The organism is Duganella sp. GW821-FHT01E12 (genome assembly GCF_059422325.1).
Genome location: NZ_JBWKWR010000008.1, coordinates 98,405 through 119,683 on the forward strand (window position 1 = coordinate 98,405; position 21,279 = coordinate 119,683).

Annotated in this window: 22 protein-coding genes and 1 pseudogene; 9 read left to right on the top strand and 14 right to left on the bottom strand. The window is 64.2% G+C overall.

Features of this window, described 5'->3' with window-relative positions:
• The first annotated feature begins 1 nt into the window (after window position 1).
• Complete coding sequence (locus AC07WS_RS21425) at window positions 2-778, top strand: hypothetical protein (protein WP_494731037.1); 777 nt, start codon at window positions 2-4, stop codon at window positions 776-778.
• 14 nt (window positions 779-792) lie between these two features.
• Window positions 793-1,665, top strand: a complete 873-nt coding sequence (locus AC07WS_RS21430; protein WP_494731038.1) for a hypothetical protein — start codon at window positions 793-795, stop codon at window positions 1,663-1,665.
• On the opposite strand, the gene AC07WS_RS21435 is transcribed toward AC07WS_RS21430, so the two are convergent.
• Window positions 1,662-2,555: a LysR family transcriptional regulator gene (locus tag AC07WS_RS21435; RefSeq protein ID WP_494731039.1), complete on the bottom strand. Its 894-nt coding sequence runs from the start codon at window positions 2,553-2,555 to the stop codon at window positions 1,662-1,664. The genes AC07WS_RS21430 and AC07WS_RS21435 overlap by 4 nt on opposite strands.
• A gap of 98 nt (window positions 2,556-2,653) precedes the next feature.
• Here AC07WS_RS21435 and AC07WS_RS21440 point away from each other — a divergent pair, with 98 nt between their 5' ends.
• The gene (locus AC07WS_RS21440) at window positions 2,654-3,904 is read left to right on the top strand and encodes an MFS transporter (protein ID WP_494731040.1); all 1,251 of its coding nucleotides are present in this window, start codon (window positions 2,654-2,656) and stop codon (window positions 3,902-3,904) included.
• Here AC07WS_RS21440 and AC07WS_RS21445 read toward each other — a convergent pair whose 3' ends face one another.
• Window positions 3,905-4,558 carry a hypothetical protein gene (locus tag AC07WS_RS21445; RefSeq protein ID WP_494731041.1) on the bottom strand — a complete coding sequence of 218 codons (654 nt, stop codon included), beginning with the start codon at window positions 4,556-4,558 and terminating at the stop codon, window positions 3,905-3,907. It lies immediately after the preceding gene.
• 119 nt (window positions 4,559-4,677) lie between these two features.
• Here AC07WS_RS21445 and AC07WS_RS21450 point away from each other — a divergent pair, with 119 nt between their 5' ends.
• Window positions 4,678-5,439 (top strand): DUF1223 domain-containing protein, encoded by a 762-nt coding sequence (locus AC07WS_RS21450; protein WP_494731042.1) that lies wholly within the window; start codon window positions 4,678-4,680, stop codon window positions 5,437-5,439.
• Window positions 5,440-5,444: 5 nt separating this feature from the next.
• Here AC07WS_RS21450 and AC07WS_RS21455 read toward each other — a convergent pair whose 3' ends face one another.
• Together AC07WS_RS21455 and AC07WS_RS21460 are read right to left on the bottom strand one after the other, a co-directional pair.
• The gene (locus tag AC07WS_RS21455; RefSeq protein ID WP_494731043.1) at window positions 5,445-6,227 is read right to left on the bottom strand and encodes a fused MFS/spermidine synthase; all 783 of its coding nucleotides are present in this window, start codon (window positions 6,225-6,227) and stop codon (window positions 5,445-5,447) included.
• Window positions 6,224-7,126, bottom strand: coding sequence for a fused MFS/spermidine synthase (locus AC07WS_RS21460; RefSeq protein WP_494731196.1), 903 nt, complete (start codon window positions 7,124-7,126; stop codon window positions 6,224-6,226). Before AC07WS_RS21460 ends, AC07WS_RS21455 begins: the two co-directional genes overlap by 4 nt.
• Window positions 7,127-7,671: 545 nt before the next feature.
• Between AC07WS_RS21460 and AC07WS_RS21465 the strand changes: the two genes are divergently transcribed.
• Window positions 7,672-8,571 carry a fused MFS/spermidine synthase gene (locus AC07WS_RS21465; RefSeq protein WP_494731044.1) on the top strand — a complete coding sequence of 300 codons (900 nt, stop codon included), beginning with the start codon at window positions 7,672-7,674 and terminating at the stop codon, window positions 8,569-8,571.
• An 11-nt stretch (window positions 8,572-8,582) separates the two neighbouring features.
• On the opposite strand, the gene AC07WS_RS21470 is transcribed toward AC07WS_RS21465, so the two are convergent.
• From AC07WS_RS21470 to hyfB, 6 genes are read right to left on the bottom strand one after another with little or no spacing between them, the layout of a single operon-like run.
• On the bottom strand, window positions 8,583-9,104 hold the full coding sequence (locus tag AC07WS_RS21470; protein ID WP_494731045.1) for an NADH-quinone oxidoreductase subunit B family protein: 522 nt from the start codon (window positions 9,102-9,104) through the stop codon (window positions 8,583-8,585).
• Window positions 9,104-10,648, bottom strand: a complete 1,545-nt coding sequence (locus AC07WS_RS21475; protein ID WP_494731046.1) for a hydrogenase large subunit — start codon at window positions 10,646-10,648, stop codon at window positions 9,104-9,106. Before AC07WS_RS21475 ends, AC07WS_RS21470 begins: the two co-directional genes overlap by 1 nt.
• A 3-nt stretch (window positions 10,649-10,651) precedes the next feature.
• The gene (locus AC07WS_RS21480) at window positions 10,652-12,106 is read right to left on the bottom strand and encodes a hydrogenase 4 subunit F (protein WP_494731047.1); all 1,455 of its coding nucleotides are present in this window, start codon (window positions 12,104-12,106) and stop codon (window positions 10,652-10,654) included.
• A 1-nt stretch (window position 12,107) separates the two neighbouring features.
• Window positions 12,108-12,767 carry a formate hydrogenlyase gene (locus tag AC07WS_RS21485; protein WP_494731048.1) on the bottom strand — a complete coding sequence of 220 codons (660 nt, stop codon included), beginning with the start codon at window positions 12,765-12,767 and terminating at the stop codon, window positions 12,108-12,110.
• A 1-nt stretch (window position 12,768) separates the two neighbouring features.
• Window positions 12,769-13,719 carry a respiratory chain complex I subunit 1 family protein gene (locus tag AC07WS_RS21490; RefSeq protein WP_494731049.1) on the bottom strand — a complete coding sequence of 317 codons (951 nt, stop codon included), beginning with the start codon at window positions 13,717-13,719 and terminating at the stop codon, window positions 12,769-12,771.
• Window positions 13,719-15,728 carry a hydrogenase 4 subunit B gene (hyfB, locus tag AC07WS_RS21495; protein WP_494731050.1) on the bottom strand — a complete coding sequence of 670 codons (2,010 nt, stop codon included), beginning with the start codon at window positions 15,726-15,728 and terminating at the stop codon, window positions 13,719-13,721. Before hyfB ends, AC07WS_RS21490 begins: the two co-directional genes overlap by 1 nt.
• A 130-nt stretch (window positions 15,729-15,858) precedes the next feature.
• Between hyfB and AC07WS_RS21500 the strand changes: the two genes are divergently transcribed.
• The gene (locus AC07WS_RS21500) at window positions 15,859-16,059 is read left to right on the top strand and encodes a CopG family transcriptional regulator (RefSeq protein ID WP_494731051.1); all 201 of its coding nucleotides are present in this window, start codon (window positions 15,859-15,861) and stop codon (window positions 16,057-16,059) included.
• Between the two features lie 69 nt (window positions 16,060-16,128).
• Here AC07WS_RS21500 and AC07WS_RS21505 read toward each other — a convergent pair.
• Window positions 16,129-16,878, bottom strand: a pseudogene (locus AC07WS_RS21505) (YoaK family protein); the annotation flags it as partial.
• 146 nt (window positions 16,879-17,024) lie between these two features.
• Here AC07WS_RS21505 and AC07WS_RS21510 point away from each other — a divergent pair.
• The 3 genes from AC07WS_RS21510 to AC07WS_RS21520 all read left to right on the top strand — a co-directional run bounded on the left by AC07WS_RS21510 (window position 17,025) and on the right by AC07WS_RS21520 (window position 18,114).
• The gene (locus AC07WS_RS21510) at window positions 17,025-17,216 is read left to right on the top strand and encodes a CopG family transcriptional regulator (RefSeq protein WP_494731052.1); all 192 of its coding nucleotides are present in this window, start codon (window positions 17,025-17,027) and stop codon (window positions 17,214-17,216) included.
• Between the two features lie 54 nt (window positions 17,217-17,270).
• Window positions 17,271-17,624, top strand: coding sequence for a YkgJ family cysteine cluster protein (locus AC07WS_RS21515; protein ID WP_494731053.1), 354 nt, complete (start codon window positions 17,271-17,273; stop codon window positions 17,622-17,624).
• 154 nt (window positions 17,625-17,778) lie between these two features.
• A complete protein-coding gene (locus AC07WS_RS21520; protein WP_494731054.1) occupies window positions 17,779-18,114 on the top strand; it encodes a hypothetical protein in 336 nt (111 codons plus the stop codon).
• A 15-nt stretch (window positions 18,115-18,129) separates the two neighbouring features.
• Here the strand turns inward: AC07WS_RS21520 and AC07WS_RS21525 are convergent, their stop codons facing one another.
• From AC07WS_RS21525 to AC07WS_RS21535, 3 genes are read right to left on the bottom strand one after another with little or no spacing between them, the layout of a single operon-like run.
• The gene (locus AC07WS_RS21525; RefSeq protein ID WP_494731055.1) at window positions 18,130-19,854 is read right to left on the bottom strand and encodes a PAS domain S-box protein; all 1,725 of its coding nucleotides are present in this window, start codon (window positions 19,852-19,854) and stop codon (window positions 18,130-18,132) included.
• Window positions 19,844-20,452 carry a chemotaxis protein CheB gene (locus tag AC07WS_RS21530; RefSeq protein WP_494731056.1) on the bottom strand — a complete coding sequence of 203 codons (609 nt, stop codon included), beginning with the start codon at window positions 20,450-20,452 and terminating at the stop codon, window positions 19,844-19,846. The genes AC07WS_RS21525 and AC07WS_RS21530 overlap by 11 nt, the downstream gene beginning before the upstream one ends.
• Entirely contained in the window at window positions 20,445-21,272 is an 828-nt protein-coding gene (locus AC07WS_RS21535) for a CheR family methyltransferase (protein ID WP_494731057.1), read from the bottom strand. The genes AC07WS_RS21530 and AC07WS_RS21535 overlap by 8 nt, the downstream gene beginning before the upstream one ends.
• Between the last annotated feature and the right edge of the window lie 7 nt (window positions 21,273-21,279).

A 21,279-nucleotide genomic window follows, 5' to 3' on the forward strand; every position in this document is an offset into this window, starting at 1 on the left:
CATGACCGAGAAAAGTAATCTGCCGGCGCTGAGCAAGCAAGTGACCGAGCTGGTGCTGGCGGGCTCGCTGAGCCACGCCGAGCAAGCCTTCGCCGAGGCTGCCGACCAGTTCGGCGACCTGGCGGTGGTGGAAGTGCTGGGCAACATCCCGCCGCAGGTGACGGCGCTGCACATGGCCGGCTTCGACGGCGGCAAGATGTCGCTGGCGACCCTGCTGGTGCCGCCCAAGGCCTGGGCCGACAGCCTGGCCTTCTTCGCCGCGACCTGGCCGGACGACCTGATCGAGGACGACCCGGAGCGCATCGCCGAATCGCTGTTCGCGCACATCCACGGCGTGGTGTTTTCCACCGACGACGAGGAACGCCGCGTCGAGCTGCTGCAGGCGGCCTCGGCCACCGACCACGGCGCGACCGCGTTCGCCATCCTGTTTTCGATGGCGCCCAAGGAAATCCTGGAGGTGGCCGGCGAGATCATCTCCAAGGGCCCTTATCTGACCGGCCAGACCTCGTCCGACAACGACGTGGTTCCGCTGGCGATCGCGCTGGCGCAGGCCTCGGAGGACGGCTGGGACCGCGCGCTGTTCGAGCTGTTCCCGGAGTTCCGCCACAGCGCCGACCTGGCCGACGCCGAATTCAGCGACGACCCGGACGACGAGCCGACCTTCCTGCAACGTTCGACCAAGGAACTGCTGTACCGCTTGCGCAAGCAGGTGCCGTCCACGCGCAGCGCCGCCAAGCCCGGTTCGCGCCGCAGCCTGGGCACCGGCATTTTCTCGTGATGGGTGTCTGATACATGCTGCCAGCAATTGTCGTAGAAAATTTACCGCGCCTGACCCGCGCCATCCAGCAACTGGCGGCCCATCCCGACGATGACGCCGCCTACGCGCTGGCCGATGAGCTGACCGGTATCACCGCCATGGTGGCCGAGAAGTTCACCAACGACCGCACCGCGGACGGCATCCAGAAAGCCATGCAGCTGACGGTGGGCGGGGTGTCGCTGGGGCTGGACCACGCGCTGATGCACGAGGGCGACCTCGCGGCGCTGGACTTCCTGATCGAGCACGGCGCCGAGCACGCGTTCCAGATCGGCTTCCGGCTGATCAAGGAGTTGTCGGCGCTGCCGGAGGACGCGCTGGTCGGCGAGTACGATACCGATCCGGTGTATTCGGCGCGGCGACTGCGCGACCTGTTCATCGACCTGTGCCAGACCGATCCGAATGAAAACTGGAACGGCCTGGAGCGCTACGAGGTCATGCTCAAGCAGCGCAAGGAAGTCCAGGCCGTGGTGCGCCTGGCCGGCTGGCTGCGCCGCCACCACAGCGAAGGCCCGGTCAGCGATACCGACCTCAACGCCGAGGGCGTGATCGCGCTGGCCGTCATCTTCGCCATCGAAGGCGGCGGCCGCGTGGTGGCGCGCACCGGACAGAAGGAGTTCGAGCGCTTCGTCAAGGCGGTGCGCAAGGCCAAGCCGGACTACGAGGAGGGCTGGGCCGCGCTGGTGGCCAAGGTGCCGGTGCAGCATCATCCGGTGCTGCTGGAGCGCATCGCCAGCTACCGCAACAGCTGCACGGTGATCCAGAACATCAAGGGCCGCACGGCGATGAAGACGCTGTTCGCGGAGCTGGAAAACTACGCCGGCTCCGAGCTGGACGCCGACTACAACTAAGCTGATGCGGCCTCGGTCGCCACCGCGAGGAAGGCCGCCACCAGCGGCGAGGTCTCGTCCTTGCGCTGCGCCAGCAGCAGGGTGGTGGTGGCTTCCGGATCGGCCAGCGGGCGGTAGCACACGCCGCCCATGTGGATGATGCCGAACGAGGCCGGCAGCACCGAGATGCCGCAGCCGGCCGCCACCAGGCCGATGATGGTCGACGCTTCGTTCGCTTCCATCGCGATGGTCGGCATGAAGCCGGCCGCCCGGCACAGCCGGAAAATCTGATGGTAGATGCCGGTGCCTGCCGTCTTCGGATACATCACGAACGGCAGCCCCCGCAGGTCGCCGATGGCGACCGCCTTTTTCTTGGCCAGCGGATGGGCCAGCGGCAGCACCAGCGTCAGCGGGTCGTGCCGCAGCGCCGTCATCCTGACCGCGTCGGTCACCGCCACTTCCGGCGGGCGCACCAGTCCCAGATCCAGTTCCCGGTTGGCGATGGCGTCGATCTGCGGCACCGTCGACATCTCGCGCAAGGTCAGCGTCACGCCCGGATAGCGCTGGCGGTAGCGGTTGACCACGGTCGCGAACAGCGGCGTCAACGGCGTGGAGAAGGTGAAGCCCACGCGCAGCTCGCCGGCCTCGCCGCGCTCGGCCCGGCGCGCGGTCTGCACCGCCTGTTCGGACAGCGCCAGCACGCGGCGGGCGTCGTCCAGGAACAGCTTGCCCGCCTCCGTCAGGCGCACCCAGCGCTTGCTGCGTTCCAGCAGCAGCGCCCCCACTTCGGCCTCCAGCATCTGGATCTGATGGCTCAGCGGCGGCTGGCCGATGTGCAGGCGTTCGGCCGCGCGCGTGAAGCTGAGCTCCTCGGCGACGGCGACGAAATAGCGCAGGTGGCGGAGTTCCATTATCTTTTTTAAGTATGAGTAACGGCTTAAATATATATTGGACAGTGATTCGGCGCAATCCTAAGATGGGACATCGTACCTCCCAAGAGATAGTCATCATGTCGTTGAGCGCCGCCGCACTACCCGCCACCCCCGCGCCTTGCCGTCCCGTGCCGCACATCGCGGTCGGCAGCCCCGAATTCAAACGCAGCAGCCGGGCGCTGTTCTTCGGCGGCTTCTCCGCGTTTGCCTTGCTGTACAGCGTGCAGCCGCTGATGCCGGTGCTGTCGCGGGAGTTCGCGCTGAGCGCGGCGCAGAGCAGCATGGTGCTGTCGGTGTCGACCGGCGCGCTGGCGGTGTCGCTGATGGCGTCGAGCGCGGTGTCGGAGCGGATCGGGCGCAAGCCGCTGATGGTGGCGGCAATGGTGCTCTCGGCGCTGCTGACCATCCTGTGCGCGTTCGCCCACAACTACCCGCAGCTGCTGCTGATGCGCGCCGCGCTGGGCGTGGCGCTGGGCGGCATGCCGGCCATCGCCATGGCCTACCTGGGCGAGGAGATGGAGCCGACCTCGCTGGGCGTGTCGATGGGGCTGTACATCAGCGGCAGCGCCTTCGGCGGCATGTCGGGGCGGGTGATCGCCTCGGTGCTGAGCGACCACTTCTCGTGGCGGCTGGCGCTGGCGGCGGTGGGTGTGGCCGGGCTGCTGGCGGCGTGGGAATTCTGGCGCTCGCTGCCGGCGTCGCGGCATTTCGTGCCGGTGCCCAGCGCCTGGCGTAGTTTCCCGTCCGGCTTTAAACTGCATCTGTCCGACGCCGGCTTGCCGTGGCTGTTCTCGCTGTCCTTCCTGCTGATGGGCAGTTTCATCAGCCTGTACAACTACATCGCCTACCGCCTGCTGGCCGCGCCGTTCAATCTGAGCCAGAGCCTGGTGGGGGCGGTGTCCTTCATGTATCTGCTGGGGATATACGGCTCGGTGTGGGCCGGGCGTTTGGCCGACCGCTACGGCCGCCGCCGCGTGCTGTGGGCGGTGATGACGATCATGATCGCGGGCTTGCTGCTGACCTTGTCCGACTGGCTGCCGCTGCTGGTGCTGGGCATGGCGCTGTTCACCTACGGCTTCTTCGCCTCGCACTCGATCGCCAGCAGCTGGGTGGGGCGGCGCGCCGCCAGCAACAAGGCCTTGGCGTCGGCCTTGTACCTGTTCTTCTACTATCTCGGTTCCAGCGTGGTGGGCTCGGCCACCGGCGTCATGTGGGGACGCGGCGGCTGGCCCGGCGTGGTGCTGGTGCTGGGCTGCGCGCTGACGCTGGCGATGCTGGTGGCGCTGCGCCTGCGCGGCCTGCCGCCGTTGGGGCAGGCGGAGCGCTGATTACTTCGGACAGCTGGTGTAGGACTTCCTGCCGTCCGGGTGGATGTTGATGCAGTAGGTGAGCAGCGCGGTGACGATCTTGTAGGTGCGGGTCTTGTTCTCGCCGTCGGGCGTGCTCAGCTCGATCATTTTTGCGCCTTGGTACCACTTCGGCGGCACGGCGTCGTGCGCGGCGTTGATGCCGCGTTCCAGGCGCGCTTGCTGGCTGTCCGGCGGCGGCACCGGCGCGCGCTCCGGATAGGCTGCACGCAATTCCCGGTCTATTTTTCTCACGTCCAGCCTGGCCTGGTTCAGGATGTCGCTGGCGCTTGGCGCGCGCTGCGCGCCCGGCGCCTGGGCGAAGGGATCGTCGGGGATGGCGGCTTCGGCAGGCGCAGGCGTCGCCGCGGGCGCGGCCGGCGTGTCGGCGGCCTTGGGCGGCGCGATGGTTTTCGGCGCCGCCGCCGCGACAGGCTGCGGCGCGGGTTGGGGCAGCGGCTTGGGCGGGCGCCTGGCGCCTGGCTGCGTCAACGGCAGCAGCCACTGCATTGCCGCGCGCGGTGCACGCGGCGGGTCGGCCGGATGCTGGCGCTGCATGAAGGCGTAGATGATCGCCACGTGCAGCAGCCCGGTGACGAGCATTCCCGGCAGGTGGCGTGGTCGATGTCTGATCATGCCGGGAGGATAACTTGCAATTTGGATATGTGTTGGTTTTGTCACAAGTCCTTACAAAGCCTGTAAGTTTGCCGGCGCTGGCGCGACCAAGGGAGATCATTCATCGCCCTGGAGTCATCGTGAAGCATTTAATCCTGAGTCTGGCCGCTGCGGCTGCGCTGAATATTCCGCCGGCCCTGGCTGCTGGCTGCAGCGCGCAGAGTCCGGCCTATCGCATAGCCTTGCTGGAGTTGTACACCTCGGAGGGATGCAGCAGCTGTCCTCCTGCCGATCGGTACGTCAGCGGCTTGCGCGCGGAGGGCGTGACGGCGCAGCAGGCGGTGCTGCTGTCCGAGCATGTCGATTACTGGAATTACATCGGCTGGAAGGACCCGTTTTCCAGCAAGACCTTCACCGACCGCCAGCGCTGGCTGAGCGGCCTGGCCGGTTCGCGCACGATCTACACGCCGGAGATTTTTGTCGGCGGCAAGGAGCAGCGCGGCTGGCCGCGCGGCGTGGCCGACACGGTCAAGCGCACCAATGGCCTGGCGGCGCAGGCCGAAATCGGCATCGCGCTCGATGCGGCCGGCGCTGGCGGGCTGGCCGTCAGCGTGACGGCCCGGTCGGCGCGTGAAGGCAAGCTGTTCGTCGCGCTGGTCGAGAGCGGTGTGGCCAGCCACGTGAAGGCGGGCGAGAACGGCGGGCGCCTGCTGCGGCATGACTTCGTGGTGCGCGAGTGGCTGGCGCCGGTGCCGCTGCTGTCGGGTGGCGCGGTGGTCAGCAGGACGCTGGCGCTGCCGGCGGGCGCGGCGGCCAGCAAGCTGGCCATCAGCGCCTTCGTGCAGACCGAACAGGGCGAGGTGTTGCAGGCGCTGGCGCTGCCGGTGTGCGGCGGCGGTTGAATAATCTAAGAAAGCGTTCGGAAAATCCATCGCACCAACAGCCTGTTCAGAAGGCCGCCCATTCCGTTATGGCGCGCAATCAGCCATTGCACCAATCGCGCGCGGCTCGGTAGCCGGCCGCGCCCGCGCGCTTGTGAATTGACCGCGAAGTAAATGTGATTACTCCCTGCAACGGCTTGAAGGCGGCAAATCTCTTGGTCGAATGCCATCGCCAGACGGCGCTTGGTCTGCCGATAATCGCTCTCGTTGCTGTGCAGATTCGCGACCAGTACCCCGTTGTCGCGTAACGCGCGACGGCAGTCCTGATAGAACTTCGACGAGCCGAATGCCGACGGCATGCCGTTGCGCGTAAAACCGTCAACCAGGATCACATCGACCGAAGCGGTAAGGGTCGCGATATAGTCGATGGCGTCGCCGCAAATGACACGGAAATTGGGGCCGTCGGCGGGTATTTTGAAGTGTTCGCGCAGACCGATCACCTCGGGGTTCAGTTCAACCACGGTAATCTGGGTATCGGGAAAGCATCGGTGGCAGAATTTTGCCAACGATCCGCCTCCCAGCCCCAGCATCACCATGCTGCGCGGCGAGGGCTGAAACAAAGTGAAAGCCATCATCGCCCGGGTATAGGCTAATACCAGATGGTCCGGCTTCGATAACATCATTTCGCTCTGAACTGCCCCGTCCGCAAACATTAACTGGCGTATGTCGCCGTCGGTATAAACGATGGGCGCGTCATATTGGATCGCTGTTTCCGGTGCCGGGATTTGCATAGTTCTATCGCGCTTCATGGCTTGGACTGCAGCTCCGCCAGGATGCGTTGCGCGGTAGCGCGCAGTTTTGCCGGATGCGATATGTTCAGCTGCAGCATGCGCTTTTGTACCAGCTCCGGGGTGGGCTGCATCGCCTTCCCTTTGAATGCGAAGGCGATCCTGTTCAAGGAGTCCGGCGCGTAGATGGAAATGACCGAGCCTTCAAAGCAGCTTTGCATGCGATTGATATAGATGTCAGTTTGCTGCAAATCATCGCCAAGCAAATTAACCACCATCAGGCCGTCAGCGCTTAAAGCCTGGTGGCAGTCCTGATAAAAGCGCGAACTGCATAACTGCGGCGGCTGTCCTGTTTCGTCAAATCCGTCGACGAGCAGTACGTCGAATTCGGCGCGCGCGCGCCGCACGAATTCCGCGCCATCGATGCATTCCACCTGAAATCGTTCGTCATCCGGCGGGATAAAGAATTGGTCGCGCAAATCGATGATTTGTTGATCGATTTCAGCGATTTGGATCACGGATTCGGGCAGATGGCGATGGCAGAATTTTGCCAGCGAACCGCCACCCAGCCCTATCATGCCGATCTTCTTTGGATGGAGTTTGAACAGTAAAAAACCCATCATGGACTGGGTATAGGCCAGTACGAGATCATCGGGGGCAGCCAGATTCATTTCGCTCTGCAGCGAAAAAATGTTGAACATCAGCGAGAGCGACGTCTGTTTTTTGTAAAGCAGCGGCTTGCCGGTATGCGCCAGCGCGAATAAATTTGAAATCCTCTCCAGGAACATGGTGATGCAATCCGGGCAGGGCGGCAGGCGGTCGGAAAGCAGCATGGATTCAATATGGAACCGCAAACGCCGCATCAAGTGCGGCGAGGGGCAAGCCAGCCTGGACCGGGCGGAAAATCCCTCGATAATCATTTTCACCCGCAACTCAAAAAATGGCGGCGGGCAGGATTTTCGTGTGTGTCGGTATAGCATTTGACATGGCTTGTTGGTATGTGGGAAATGTGGCCGATGAGAAGATGTGCGGTGGCGTTGGCGATATCCCGCTCACGGCGGGAGAGGGCCGAGCCAGACGTGGGCGCTGCGGCAAGCTCGCCGTATCTCAGTCCGCTAAATTGCCGGCGTTGCACCGGCGCTCGGTGCATACATATTCACAGGTCGTCCTGAGCATCCGCTTGCCATAATCCTTGACGGTCATGGGCCGGATTTGCCAGATGGATTCCGGTTCCGCATGCCGTGGACAGGCGGTTGGGCGGGCCGACGCCGGCGATGTCTGCTCGATACGGCTCATTTCCACCTCAAATTACTATGCTGAATCAATGTCAAAATTACCATGGTGTGCCCGTGTCGCGATGCTCAGGTGAGAGCGTTGAGTTCGTATACATTACCATGAAATGATAATGCGGATATCATGTAAGTCGTGCGGTATGATGCTTTCGCCGCGCGCAGGCGATATTGCAATGAAGTTAGCCCGGGTGGGCCGCCGGGGATTTTTAGTGTTCTTTGGAAACAAAATGTTGAATTTAAATGAAGACTACGCCATGCATTCCAATCGCTTTGCGGAAAGGCTGGCTTGTAGCAAGGGCAAGCCCTTCACGTTTGATCATGGGGGCATGCGAACCTTGCACTTCGACGGGCGCTATATTCAAAGCGCCATGCGCATTGCCGCGCCCGATGAATTGCTGCTTAGCTATACCAGGGCCATGATGGCTTTTCTGCTGGCCAAGTCGTCGCCTCGGCATATCCTGATGATAGGGTTGGGCGGAGGGTCATTGGCCAAATACTGCTACCGCTATTTGCCGGCCAGCCGTATCACCGTGCTGGAGTTGGATCGCGACGTGATTGCGCTCAGGCGAGAATTCGTGCTGCCCGACGACGACGCGCGTTTCCAGATTATTCATGCCGATGCCGTGGAGTATCTGACCGCCATGCGGCACACCGTCGACGTCATCTTGCATGATGGTTTCGTGGCCGACGGCCTGGCGCCCGAATTGTGTACCGTATCGTTCTATCGGCGTTGCAGCGAGGTGCTGGACCCGGATGGCGTTCTGGTGTCGAACGTCTTTGGCACAGCGGATGATCTATTGCCGGTGATGACGCGATTGCGCGAGGTGTTTGGTTCGGGCTTGTGGTGGGGCGATCCGGCCGGCTGCATTAACCGCATCGTGCTGGCAACCAAGGAGGCCGGACTGATGGCGCCGCGCGCGCTGCTGGAGCAACGTGCCACGCAACTTGACCTGTGTCATGGGCTGGCGCTGGGTGAATTTGTCGACCGTCTCAAAACCGCGCACGGCAAGAGCCGCATGGAATACGAGGCGATCGCGAACTATGACCCGGCAGCTGCCTTCATGCCCTATTGACCGGCAGCGTTTTATCGCCGTTTGATGCCTTCTGTTACCGCCAGCAGCAGCCCGCGCAGGATATCGACGGGCGGCGGCGGACAGCCTGGTATTTCCACATCGACCGGGATAATATTGGCCACCCGGCCGCAGCAGGCATAGCTGCCGGAAAACAGCCCGCCGTCGCAGGCACATGCGCCGGTGGCGACCACCAGTTTCGGGTCCGGCATGGCCTCATAGGCCAGCCTGAGCGCGTCCGCCATGTTCTTGCTGACCGGCCCGGTCACCAGGAGCAGGTCGGCATGGCGTGGGCTGGCGACGAATTTGATCCCCAGCGCTTCGATATTGTAATAAGGATTGTTCAGGGCTTGGATTTCGAGTTCGCAAGCGTTGCAGGAGCCCGCATCGACCTGCCGGATGCACAGGGCGCGCCCGAGGATGGCCAGCAGCTCGGCGGAAATCTGCTCCCGTTCGGTGCGCCATGTGGCGTCCGGCACGGGCGCGGGCTCCGTCATCAAGCCATTGCGGACAATTTGTTTGAGCAGGTGATACATCACAGATCGTGCCCCGAATAACTCAGATTGAACGATTTATTAATGAGAGGGAAGTCTGGAACGATATTGCCCATTATTGCGTGCTGAAGAACGGGCCAGTTCTGCCAGGACGGATCGTGGCAATGGCAGCGTAGAATCGTGCCATCGGCATTCGTTTCCAGTCCGACGAAGACTGCGCCGCGCCACCCTTCAATCCATCCTCCCCCCAGTCCCGCCCGCGGCGGTGGCGCCGCCGCCGCCGCGGCCGCGGGCGGCAGCTGGCGCACGGTTTCCCGCAACAGCCGTAACGATTCGAAAATCTCGTCGAAGCGGACTTGTACGCGCGCCGCCACGTCGCCGTTGCGCTGGGTGGCCATGCGCACGCCCAGCTGCGCGTATGGGCCGATCGCCTGGTCGGCCCTGGCATCCCAGGATTGCGCGCTGGCGCGGCCGGCCAGGCCGCACAGGCCGAGCTCCGCGGCCAGTTTGGGGGCGACCCGGCCAGTGGAGAGGAAGCGGTCCTGCAGGCCGGAATGTCCGTCGTAGAGCGCGCGCAACGCCGCCACTTCCCGCGCGACGCTATCGCATTGGGCGAGCAAGTCACGTTGCGACGGCGGCGGGAGGTCGATCGTCACGCCGCCGGGAACCACGCAATCCATCATGAACCGATGTCCGAAGAGGCGGGCGTTCAAGCGTACCCAATCCTCCTTTAAGCGGCTGAACTGGCTGAGGCCGACGGCCAGGCCGGCGTCGTTGCCCAGGGCGCCCAGATCGCCCAAATGGTTGGCGATTCTTTCCCTCTCCAGTAACAACACCCGCAGCCAGTTGGCGCGTTCGGCGACCGGCCAGGCGCAGGCCGCCTCGGCGGCCATGCAAAAGGCCCAGGCAAACGCGACTGTCGTATCGCCGCTGACGCGCCCGGCCAATCGGGCGCCCTCGGCCAGCGTGCGTCCAGCCATCAGCTGCTCCACGCCCTTGTGGGCATAGCCCAGTCGTTGCTCCAGGCGCAGTACTTTTTCGCCCACGACGGAGAAACGGAAATGGCCGGGTTCGATGATGCCGGCGTGGATGGGCCCCACCGCTATCTCATGCACGCCATCGCCCCCGACTTCTACAAACGGGTAGGGCAACGGTTCGGTCGCCACCGGCTGCCGGCCGGCGCCGGCCCCGCGCAAGGGGAAATAGTCGCGCGGCCACAGGCCATGGTTCAACCACGGGCGCGTATCGCCGGCGCCATCGGCGCGCGCGCCCAGCAACTCGAACAAGGCCCGTTGCATTCTATCGGCCGCCGGAAACAGCGCGGACAGGGCGGGATAGGCGGCCGCTGGTTCGATGGGCAGGCGCAGCCACAGCAGGCCGCCGGGCGCGCTATAGACGGCCGACACGATGTCCCGCGCCGGCGTCGGGGTCCCCCACAGCGCGACGAAGCGGCCGCCCTCGGCGCGCACCAGCTGCGCGACCCGCGACCAGTCCGCCGCGTCGACCTCGGCCACGCACAGCGGCGCCGCGCCGTCCAGGCGGGCGAGCGGGACGCCATATCGTTCGCACAGCTGCGCTATATCCATCGCTTATCCCAATATCATATGCACGGCCTGGCGAAACCACAGGTCCAGGTAGGTCGGAATATACAGGCCCAGCAGCAGGGCCAGGCCCAGATGCAGAAATACCGGCGTCAGGGCGGGCGGGTGCGTCAGGGGCCTTGCGGTGGGGTCGCCGAACACCATCGATTGCACACGCGCAAAGATGGACGCGAAGGCCACCGCCAGGGCCAACAACAGGATGGGGGCGGCCCAGGGCAGTTCGCGCATGGCCGTGGTCACAATCAGGAATTCGCTGGCGAATACCGCGAAGGGCGGCATGCCAAGTATCGCCAGGGTGCCGATCAGCAGGCCGCAACCGACCGTCGGACTGACGGTGATCAAGCCTCGGATGTCGGCCATGACCTGGGTGCCCGCCTTCTGGCAGGCGTGGCCCACCGCAAAGAATATCGCCGACTTCACCAGGGAATGGACCGTCATATGCAACAGGCCGGCATAGGTGGCGATCGGGCCGCCGATGCCGAATGCGAAGGTCGCCAAGCCGATATGTTCGATCGAGGAATATGAAAACATGCGCTTGACGTCTTTTTGCCGGGAAAGGGAAAACGTCGCCACCAGCACCGATACCAGGCCGAAGCCGATCAACAAGCGGCCCGGCAGACCGTTGTGCAGGGCGCCGTCCGCCAGTACCTTTACCCGCAGCACGGCGTATAGGGCAACGTTGAGCAGCAGACCCGACAGTACTGCGGAAATCGGCGTCGGCCCTTCCGCATGCGCGTCCGGCAACCAGTTGTGCAGCGGCGCCAGCCCCATCTTCGTGCCGTAGCCGACCAGCAGGAAGACCAGCGCCAACGCCATGATGCGGGGTTCCAGGCTGGTCTTGACAGCGTTGAGATTGGTCCACAGCAGGGCTTCGGCCTGCGCGCCCAGCTGGCGATTGGCGGCCAGGTACAGCAGTATGGTGCCGAACAGCGCCAGCGCGATGCCGACTCCGCACAGGATAAAATATTTCCAGGCCGCTTCCAGGCTGCTCGCTGTCCGGTACACGCTGACCAGCACGACGGTCGACAGCGTCGCCCCTTCCAGGGCGACCCACAAGATCCCCAGGTTATTGGTCAGCAGCGCCAACAGCATACCGAACTGGAAAAGTTGGAACATGGCGTGAAACAAGCGCATGCGGTTGGGTGTCATCTTGCCGTGCTCGCACTCGGTGCGCATATACGGATCGGAGAAGAGCGCGGTCGTCAGGCCGACAAAGGCCGTCAGGGCCACCAGGAAGACATTCAGCGGATCCACGAACAACCATCGGCCCATCGCATAGCTTGGGCCGTCGGCCATGGTCTGGGCGGTCAGCAGCGCGGCGGCCACGAACGTGGCGAGACTGAAGCCGGCGTTGATCTGCGGCGCCGTGGCGCGCTGCCCGACCAGGCTCAGCGTGACACTGCCTGTCAGGGGGAAGAGCAACACGGCCAGTGCGGGAGTCACATCAGTCCTCTTTCAGATTTTCCAGATTGTGGATGTCCATGTTTTCAAACTGTTCGCGGATCTGGAACAGGAATACCCCCAGTATCAGAATGCCCCCCAGCACGGCGAGGGCGACGCCCAACTCGACGATCATGGGCATGCCGCTGGTCGCCGCGGTTGCCGCGAAAAACAGTCCGTTTTCCATCGATAAAAAACCGATCACCTGGGGGACCGCCTTGGAGCGGGTGATCATCATCATCAGGGACAACAGGATGACAGCCAGCGCGATGCCCAGCGTGCCGTGGGCGACCGCGGCCGAAAGCCGGGCGATGGGCAGGGCAAGATTGAAGGCGATGATGACCAGGCCGATGCCGATCAGCATGGTGGTGGGTACGTTGACCAATGGCTCCACGTCCCATTTGACATTGAGGCGAAGAATCAGCTTGTGCAGTATCCATGGAATCAGCACCACCTTCAGGACGAAGGTCAGGGCGGCGGAAAAATACAGATGCTCGTCATGCGTCACGTAAGCGACGACCAGGGCGGCAGCGACCAGCGTCGCGCCGTGCAGGGTGAACAGGTGTATCAGCGTGAGGATGCGCCGCTGGCCGAGCATGGCAAAGCTTAGCAGCAGCAACATCGCGGCGAGAAAATTAAGGAGCTGCATGGCGAACGCGGTCATCTCAGGTCCCCAGTAGAAAGTGGACCAGCATGCCGATGACCGCCAGCAGGAAGGCCGTCATCAGGAATTCCGGAACCCGGAAAATGCGCATTTTTGCGCTGCACGTTTCGATCAGGGCCAGCAGGGCCCCGCCGATGAGCAGCTTGATCATCAGGATGGGCGCGGCCATCAGCAGTCCCGCCGCCGTGCCCGCCTCGTCGATTCCCCACGGGAAGAACAGGGCGATGCCGATGCACGAGTAGGCGTACAGCTTGAGGGCGGCCGCCCATTCCATCAAGGCCAGATGCCGGCCGGAATATTCCAGCAGCAGCGCCTCGTGTATCATCGTCAGTTCAAGGTGGGTGGCAGGATTGTCCACCGGAATGCGGGCGTTTTCGGCCAGCGAGACCATGACGAACGCCACGCCGGCAAAGGCCAGGCTGGGATAGATGGCCAGCTCCCGGTGCACCAGCTTGCCGACCATGCTGGCGAGCAGGGTGGAATCGGTGATCAGCGAGGCGCAGAACAGCACCATCAGCAATGCCGGCTCGGCCAGAAAACCGACCAGCATTTCGCGGCGCGCGCCCATGCTGCCGAACGCCGTGCCCACATCCATCGCCGCCAGGGAGATGAAGACGCGCGCCAACGCGAACAGGCCGACCAGCGCGATCGCGTCCGCCGCCGGCGCCAGCGGCAGGTCGATCGACAGGGTGGGGATGATGCCGCAGGCCAGCGCCACGCAGCTGAACACGATGTAGGGGGCGGCCCGCAACAGAGGACTCGCCTGCGGGGCCAGCACGCAGTCTTTGTGAAACAGCTTGTGCAGCATGCGGTATGGCTGCCACAAGCTGGGCGCCGATTTGTTCTGCAGCCATGCCCGGCATTGCCCGACCCAGCCGCCCAGCAGCGGCGCCGCCGCCAGCGCGACCAGCATCTCCAACAACTGCGCCAACCATCCGGTGAAGTGGGTCATCAGATCACCACCAGCAGCAACAGGAACAGCAAGGTGCAAAAACTGTAGAGCAGATAGATGGCGATGCGGCCTTGCTGCAGCAAGCCCGCCAGGCTGGCCATGCGATCCGAGAGCGCGGCGATCGGGCGGTAGAGCCGATCCCAGAATGGGTCTTCCACCGTGACCTTGTAGCGCGGCGCCGGGTCGAAGGCGGACGGCAGTTCACGTGTTATCCGGAAAAAGGCGCCAAATATTTCCCGGATGGGCTGACCAAAGCCTTCGGCCGTGTCTTGCATCCGCGCGGACTGGAACGGGTAGCCGCAGCCCCATGCCGGCGCGCGCCGGATGCGGCCGTGGTAAAGGCGCCGCACCAGCAGATAGGCAAGCAGCAGACAGGTCAGCAACACCGCGACAAACACCAGCGGCGCATAACTGGCGCGCTCCATCGACGACGGCGCCAGCAGCAGCGCGCCGTGGCCGGCCAGCGAGCCGGCCCCGTCCCGGCCCAACAACGCTTGCGTGACGCGCTCGATCAGCGCGAGCATCTGCACCGGGGCCAGCCCCAGGAAGACGCAGGCCAGGACCAGCCAGGCAAAGCCGGCGCGTTCCCAGGCGTCGGCGTCGTGGGCCTGATGGAGCTTGGGCTCGCGCGGCTGGCCGAGGAAGATAATGGCGAAGAACTTGACCATCGCGTAGCCGGCGAGCGCGCCGACCAGGGCAATGAGGGCCGCCACGATGGGGATGAGCATGTTCAAAAAGGAGTTGGGCAGGCCCGGCGAAAACAAAAAACTCTGCAACAGCAGCCACTCGGAAACGAAGCCGCCGAACGGCGGCAGTCCGGCCGCCGCCAGGCAAGCCAATAAGGCGGGCCACGCGGTCCAGGGCATGAAGCGCATCAATCCTCCCAGCCGTCCCAGATTGCGTTCGCCGGTCGCGTGCAGCACGGTGCCGGCGGTCAGGAACAGCAGGCTCTTGAACGCTCCATGGCTGGCGATGTGGTACAGCGCCGCGGCCAGCGCCAGCGCCGCCATGGACGGCATGGCGTAGGCGCGAAACAGGATGGCCAGGCCGATGCCGGCAAACATCAGCCCGATATTTTCAATCGACGAGTAGGCCAGCAGGCGCTTCATGTCGGTCTGGACGGTGCTTTGCACGACGCCGAAGATGGCCGTTGACAGGCCCAGCGCCAGGGTCGCGCCGCCCCACCACCAGATTTGCGTATGCAGCAAGTCGAACGTCAGCCGCAGCACGCCATAGATGCCGGTCTTGAGGACGAACGCGCTCATCAGCGCGGAGACCGGCGACGGCGCGGCGGGATGGGCTTCGGGCAGCCAGATATGCAGCGGAAGGATGCCGGCCTTGGCACCGAAACCGAACAAGGCCAGCATGAACGCGACCGAAGCCCATGGTGGGGCCAGGTGTTGCAGCCGCATATTGGCGAAGGTGTAAATGCCGGTGTCGGCTTGCAGCAAGCCAAAGCAGAGCAGCAGGGCCAGCGCGCCCACATGTGAAATCAACAGGTAAAGGAAGCCGGCGTGCCGTACCTCGGGCAGCCGGTGGTTGGTCAGCACCAGCAAGGTCGCCGCCAGCGTCATGGTTTCCCAGGCCACCATGAAAAAATAGGCGTCGTCGGCAACGAGCAGCAAGGCCATGCTGGCCAGGCAGGCATGATATTCGGCGCAAAGCAGTCCCGGCGGCGTGCCGCTGCCAGGCCGGAAATAGCCCGCTGAAAACAGCGAGACCCCGGTGCTGACCATGCCAAGAATGAACAGGAAGTAGGCGGACAGGCTGTCGAGCCTGGCATGAAAGGGCAGGCCGGGCAATCCCAGCGGCAGCGCGGCCACTTCGGGGGGCGCGCCGGTGGCGAGCAATCCGAGGATGGCCAAGGCCGCGCCCAGCAAGGCGCCCAGCGGAAACAGCAGGTGCGCGATCAGCGCGGTGCGCTTCATGAACAGCAAGCCGCAGCCGCCGAGGACGAGCCACCCTGCCGCGATCAGGAGGAGGTAGTCCAGACGCATCGCTTGTGCCATCGAAACTCCCTACGTCACATCCCGTCATCGTTCTGCAGGCGCTTGCCATCAGCCCATGGAGGGACAGGTTTTGGAATGGAATGCTAATTCAATTATAATATCAGCATTCTCAGCGGCTTAGGACACGATCATGGAAAGCAAAACGGCGCGGATGACCGTGCTGGTTGACCCGGTAAAGAAACAGGCGTTCGAACAGCTGTGCGCGAGCCAGGATTTGACGCCGTCGCAAGTATTGCGCCAGCTGATGCGGGACTACATGGAAAGTTTTGGGGTCGACTACAGCACCAAGAGCCGCATCGGCAAGAAGCAGGCCGAACCGGAAGTGGCATAGCGCGCGTTGACGCTTGCCGGCAGCGCAGGGGCGATCCCTGCGCCGCTGGATGGGTGGTCATCGATGAAGCTTGCGCCAGGCGGCCCGGACATCGTCCAGCACGGGGATCAACGCCAGCAATAGCAATAACACGGCCAGTGGCACGGTCGAGATAAACCCTATGGTTTTGAAACCCAGGGCACCCGTAAGCGCGCCGGTGAAGAACATGGCCAGCAGCGAGGACAACAGCGCCAGGCGTTGTCGGTTGGCCTTGACCAGCGAGCGGGTCGGATGTTCGCGCTCTATATTCCAATACAATAATTTACCCAGTTCAATACCGATATCGGTCACCAGGCCGGTGACATGGGTGGTCCGTATTTCAGCGCGAGAAATCTTGGTGATAATGGCGTTTTGCAGGCCCATGATGAAACACAGCAGCATGACGGTTTCAGAGACAAACAGACCCATGTGGTGCGATAATTTGGCGCCAAGCATGCCAAACGCCAGCAGCAAGGCTGCTTCAAGTAACAGCGACAGCGCATATTCGCTGTGCAGGCGTTTACGGCGCGCCCAGTTGATCAGAATCGCCGAGCACGCGGCGCCGGCGAGAAAGCACAGCAGGGCGCCCAGCGCCGCCAGGACCAGGGTAAGATTGCCCAGCACAATCTGATCCGACATTGTGGAGATGATGCCCGTCATGTGCGAGGTGTACTGATGTACCGCGAAGAAACCGCCGGCGTTGACGGCGCCCGCCACAAAGCTGAGGGCCCTGCCCAAGTGCTGATTGGCCTTGGGAGTGCGCCGCCTGCCACTCAAACGGCGAAGAAAGAAAATTGCCATGCTATTTCGTTCCGATAACCGCCTGGGCGCCGCGAACGCTGCGGGGCTTGCAGTCCCGTGCGTTGCGCGCCGGGATGCAGGCCACACGTCCCGGAAATCTCATTATAATGAAATTATAATTGACCCTCCATGCTATGCATAGCCCAATGGAAACCAAATCCGCCCGCATGACCATTTTGCTGGACCCCGCCAAGAAAAAGGCGTTCGAGGAGTTGTGCGCGGCACAAGACCTGACGCCTTCCCAGGTCTTGCGCCGGCTGATGCGCGAATACCTTGAACAGCACGGCATTGATTACAGCACGAAAAATACCCTGGGCTTGCCGCCCCAGAAAAAATAGCCTCCGGCGCAACTGCGTCGACGGGTGTGTGGGCATGGACATGAGGCGCATGGGATGACAGGACATAGTCAAAAAATACACTTCTTCCGGAGCCGCATTCCGCGCTTCGAGTGCGTTCCTGGCTGCCACGATTGTTGCGGCCCGGTGCGCACTTCGACGGAGGAGATCGCCAGGCTGCCGGAAAAGAGCGCGGCGGAGCACGAGGCCGCGCTCGCCGCGTGGAGTTGTCCCTATCTTGGCGAGGGAGGCTGCGAGGTGTATGACGAGCGTCCGCTGATTTGCCGGGTGTTCGGCACCACGCCACAACTGCCGTGTCCGAACGGACGGCGGCCGGCGGAAATGATTTCGCCGCGCGTCGAGGAGGAACTCTTCAAATACTTCAGGGAAGTGCGCCACGTGCTGCTGTGAGCGCGGGCCGGCGGCGGCCCATATATTCGACGGCGCGCTGATCTGCGTCAGCGCCTCCCCGTTTTGCCCCCGGCGCGCCGAAACTGGCGCTGGCCTCCACTGTCGAATCTGCACTGGCACGCCTGTGCCCGACCAGACAGAGGAGGGTTGCATCATGCTGCAAGCGAACGATATCCGGCATCGGTTTCATTTATTGGAGCAAGCGATAGGGCAGGCCGCGCAAGCCTGCTCGGCCGAGCGCGACGTTCCCGGCGAACTGCGCGAGAGCATCCGGCGCCTGGACCGTTATTCGGACACGGCGAAGGCGGTGCTGCTGTCGCAGGAGCTGGCGCGCGTCCAGCAGCTGCTGCACGACATGGAGCGGCTTGCCGAGCGGGCCCGGCAAGTCTGCCTCAACGTCCCGCATTTGTCGTCGCAGCTGCGCGGCGCGGTCAGCTATATGCACGGCCAGCTTCAGGAACTCAAGCGGGATATGCGGGGCGGCGCGTGACGCCGCCGGCGCCCGCTACGGCGTGACGGCCGGCACGGTCAGCGTGAAGGTGACGCCCTTGCCGCACTCGCTGTCGAGCTTGATGTCGCCCTTGAGCACGCCATGCGCGAGGTTGTGGACGATGAACATGCCGAGGCCGGAGCCGCCCTGTCCCAGCTTGGTGGTGTAGAAGGGCTCGAACACCTTGCGGTGCAACTCGGGCGCGATGCCGGCGCCGTCGTCCTGGTAAATGATCTCGATCTGCTCCTGCAGGCGCCGGGCGTCGATCACGATGCAGCCGCCGGCGGCGTCGAAGCCGTGGCGTATCGAGTTCATGATCAGATTGCTGAAAATCTGTTCCAGGTCGCCGGGGAAGGCGTCCATCTCGATGCCGGCCGGTATCCGCAAATCCACGCAGACATGGGCATGCCGCATCGCCGTGCCCAGCGTGTGCAGGATATCGGCCACCGTGTCGCGCAGGTCGAACACGCGGCGGCGCTGGCTGGTCTGGTCCACCGCCACCTTCTTGAAGCTATCGATCATCTCGCCGGCCCGCTGCGCGCTGCGCACCAGGATGGCGCTGGCGTTGAGGCACTCGTCCACCGAGGCGAACAGCACGCTCTTGGTCAGCGTGCCCCCGGTCACGGCCTTCGACAGCTCCACCAGGCGGTCGCCCAGCGCCGACGCCATCATGACGATGTTGCCGATCGGCGTGTTGAGTTCGTGCGCCACGCCCGCCACGATGCTGCCCAGCGAAGCGAGCTTTTCCGATTCGACGATCTGGTCCATCGCGCGCCTGAGTTCCTGGGTCCGTTGTTCGACCCGCGCCTCCAGCTCCTCGTTGAGCTGGCGCAGCGCCTCCACCGAGCGCTTGCGTTCGGTGATGTCGCGGACGAAGGCGCCGAACAGGCGCGTGCTGGCGCTGGGGATCTGCCAGACGCTCAGTTCGACCGGAAACTCGCGGCCGTCGCGGTGCAGCGCGGTCAAGTCGACCCGCTCGTTGATCACCGGGCCCCGTCCGGTGCGCAGGAAATGCCGCAAGCCGCGCCGGTGCGCTTCGCGGAACGGGAGCGGCACGATCAGCTCGCCCACCGGACGGCCCAGCGCCTCGGCGCGCTGCCAGCCGAACATCAGCTCGGCCTGATGGTTCCAGTCGAACACGATGCCCTCGCCGTCCATGCCGATGAAGGCTTCGTAGGCGCTGTCGAGCACGCGGCGCAGGCGCAGCTCGCTCTCGGTCAGCGCCTCCTCGGTGGCCTGCCGCGCCTTGCACTCCTGGCGCAGGCTGTCCGCCAGCGCGGACAGCTCGGCCGTGCGCTCGCGCACCATGCCTTCCAGGTTGACCTTGCGGTACTCGATCTCCATGCGCTGGGCGTACAGTTCGCAGAACACCCTGACCTTGCTGCGCAACACCAGCGGTTCGATCGGCTTGATCAGGTAGTCGACCGCGCCCGATTCGTAACCCTTGAACAGATGATGTTTCTCGTTCATGCCGGCCGTCACGAAAATGATCGGCAAGTGGCAGGTCTTGGGATTGGAGCGCAGCAGCGTGGCTGTCTCCAGGCCGTTCATCTCGGGCATCTGGACGTCGAGCAGGATCAGGGCGAAGTCGCATTTCAGGCTGTGGCGCAGGGCTTCGTTGCCGGAGTGGGCGGCCACCAGTTCCAGATCGAGCTCCATGTCCGACAGCAGGGCGGCGAGCGCCGTCAGGTTCTCGGGACGGTCGTCGACCATCAGCACCGGGATCTTGTTAGCGTCCACTGCGTTTTCCTTTCCGTCCATGCGCGCCGGCCAGGGCCTGCAACAGCGCCCCCAGGCCGGCCAGGGGCACCACATAGTCCGCCCGCACCGCGGCCAGCGCCGCCAGCGGCATGCTCGGGCTGGCGGCGTCGGCCGGGTCCTGGACCACGGCCAGCCCGCCTTTTTCCTTGATCGCCCGTAGTCCCTGGCTGCCGTCGGCGTTTGCTCCAGTCAATATTACGCCGATCAGGGCGGGGCCGAAAGCGCGCGCCGCCGACTCGAACAACACGTCGATCGACGGCCGGGCGTAGCTGACGGCCGCGTCCGTGCTCAGCGCCAGCGTGCCGTCGCGCTCGACCATCAGGTGGTAGTTGGCCGGCGCCAGGTACACCGTGGCCGGCGCGATGCGCTCGCGCTCCTCGGCCTCCTTGACGCGCAGCGGGCAGCCCTGGTCCAGCACGGCGGCCAGCGAGCCGTCCGAGGCGGCCGCGATGTGCTGCACGATCAGCAGGGGGCAGGGCAGGTCGGCCGGCAAGGCCGCCAGCAGCGCCTTGAGCGCGCTGACGCCGCCGGCCGACACGCCCAGCACGATGGCCCGGTATGGCGCGCGCCTAGGCATAGGGCTTCCGGTAGATGCTCAGGTGGGGCGCGAAGCGCTCGTAGGGCTGGCCCTGCGGACGGTTGTCGAGCCGCTCCTTCATGCCCAGGCACAGGAAGCCGCCCGGCAGCAGGCTGTGCTCGAACAGGCGCAGGCAGCGCTCCTTGAGCTCGCCCTTAAAATAAATCATGACGTTGCGGCACAACACCAGGTTCATCTCGCCGATGTCGCTGTCGGTGACCAGGTTGTGCTGGGCGAACACCAGATGCTCGCGCAGGCCGGATGCCAGGATGGCGTTGTCGTAGCAGGCCGTGTAGTAGTCGGCGAACGAGGCCGTGCCGCCGCTCAGCTGGTAGTTGCGGGTGAAGGCCTGCATGGCCCGCAGCGGGTAGATGCCGTCGCGCGCGCGCTTGAGCACGGCCTCGTTGAGGTCGGTCGCGTAGATGCGGTAGCGCCCGGCCAGCCCGGATTCCTGCAGCAGGATCGCCATCGAATACGCTTCCTCGCCGCTGGCGCAGCCGGCGTGCCAGATCTTGATGAAGGGATAGGTCTGCAGAAACGGGATCACCTTTTGCCGCAGCGCCAGGAAGAACGCCGGGTCGCGGAACATCTCGGTCACGTTCACGGTGATCCCTTGCAGCAGGGTCTCGAAATGGTCGGGATCGCGCAGCAGCCGGTCCTGGGCCTGGGAGAACGTGGCGTGGCCGGAAGCGGCCAGCCAGTGCCGCAGGCGGCGCTTGAGCGAGGCCTCGGCGTAGCCGCCGAAGTCGTGGCCGTACACCTGGCGCACGCCCTGCAGCAGCAGGCCGATTTCCACATCCTCGATGGCGTCCTGGTCCATGGCGGCT

Coding starts and splice junctions, on each gene's coding strand:
- AC07WS_RS21425 (WP_494731037.1), top strand. CDS start 2: ATGACCGAGAAAAGTAATCTGCCGGCGCTGAGCAAGCAAGTGACCGAG.
- AC07WS_RS21430 (WP_494731038.1), top strand. CDS start 793: ATGCTGCCAGCAATTGTCGTAGAAAATTTACCGCGCCTGACCCGCGCC.
- AC07WS_RS21435 (WP_494731039.1), bottom strand. CDS start 2,555: ATGGAACTCCGCCACCTGCGCTATTTCGTCGCCGTCGCCGAGGAGCTC.
- AC07WS_RS21440 (WP_494731040.1), top strand. CDS start 2,654: ATGTCGTTGAGCGCCGCCGCACTACCCGCCACCCCCGCGCCTTGCCGT.
- AC07WS_RS21445 (WP_494731041.1), bottom strand. CDS start 4,558: ATGATCAGACATCGACCACGCCACCTGCCGGGAATGCTCGTCACCGGG.
- AC07WS_RS21455 (WP_494731043.1), bottom strand. CDS start 6,227: ATGAAGCGCGATAGAACTATGCAAATCCCGGCACCGGAAACAGCGATC.
- AC07WS_RS21460 (WP_494731196.1), bottom strand. CDS start 7,126: ATGATTATCGAGGGATTTTCCGCCCGGTCCAGGCTGGCTTGCCCCTCG.
- AC07WS_RS21465 (WP_494731044.1), top strand. CDS start 7,672: ATGAAGTTAGCCCGGGTGGGCCGCCGGGGATTTTTAGTGTTCTTTGGA.
- AC07WS_RS21470 (WP_494731045.1), bottom strand. CDS start 9,104: ATGTATCACCTGCTCAAACAAATTGTCCGCAATGGCTTGATGACGGAG.
- AC07WS_RS21475 (WP_494731046.1), bottom strand. CDS start 10,648: ATGGATATAGCGCAGCTGTGCGAACGATATGGCGTCCCGCTCGCCCGC.
- AC07WS_RS21485 (WP_494731048.1), bottom strand. CDS start 12,767: ATGACCGCGTTCGCCATGCAGCTCCTTAATTTTCTCGCCGCGATGTTG.
- AC07WS_RS21490 (WP_494731049.1), bottom strand. CDS start 13,719: ATGACCCACTTCACCGGATGGTTGGCGCAGTTGTTGGAGATGCTGGTC.
- hyfB (WP_494731050.1), bottom strand. CDS start 15,728: ATGGCACAAGCGATGCGTCTGGACTACCTCCTCCTGATCGCGGCAGGG.
- AC07WS_RS21500 (WP_494731051.1), top strand. CDS start 15,859: ATGGAAAGCAAAACGGCGCGGATGACCGTGCTGGTTGACCCGGTAAAG.
- AC07WS_RS21510 (WP_494731052.1), top strand. CDS start 17,025: ATGGAAACCAAATCCGCCCGCATGACCATTTTGCTGGACCCCGCCAAG.
- AC07WS_RS21515 (WP_494731053.1), top strand. CDS start 17,271: ATGACAGGACATAGTCAAAAAATACACTTCTTCCGGAGCCGCATTCCG.
- AC07WS_RS21520 (WP_494731054.1), top strand. CDS start 17,779: ATGCTGCAAGCGAACGATATCCGGCATCGGTTTCATTTATTGGAGCAA.
- AC07WS_RS21530 (WP_494731056.1), bottom strand. CDS start 20,452: ATGCCTAGGCGCGCGCCATACCGGGCCATCGTGCTGGGCGTGTCGGCC.
- AC07WS_RS21535 (WP_494731057.1), bottom strand. CDS start 21,272: ATGGACCAGGACGCCATCGAGGATGTGGAAATCGGCCTGCTGCTGCAG.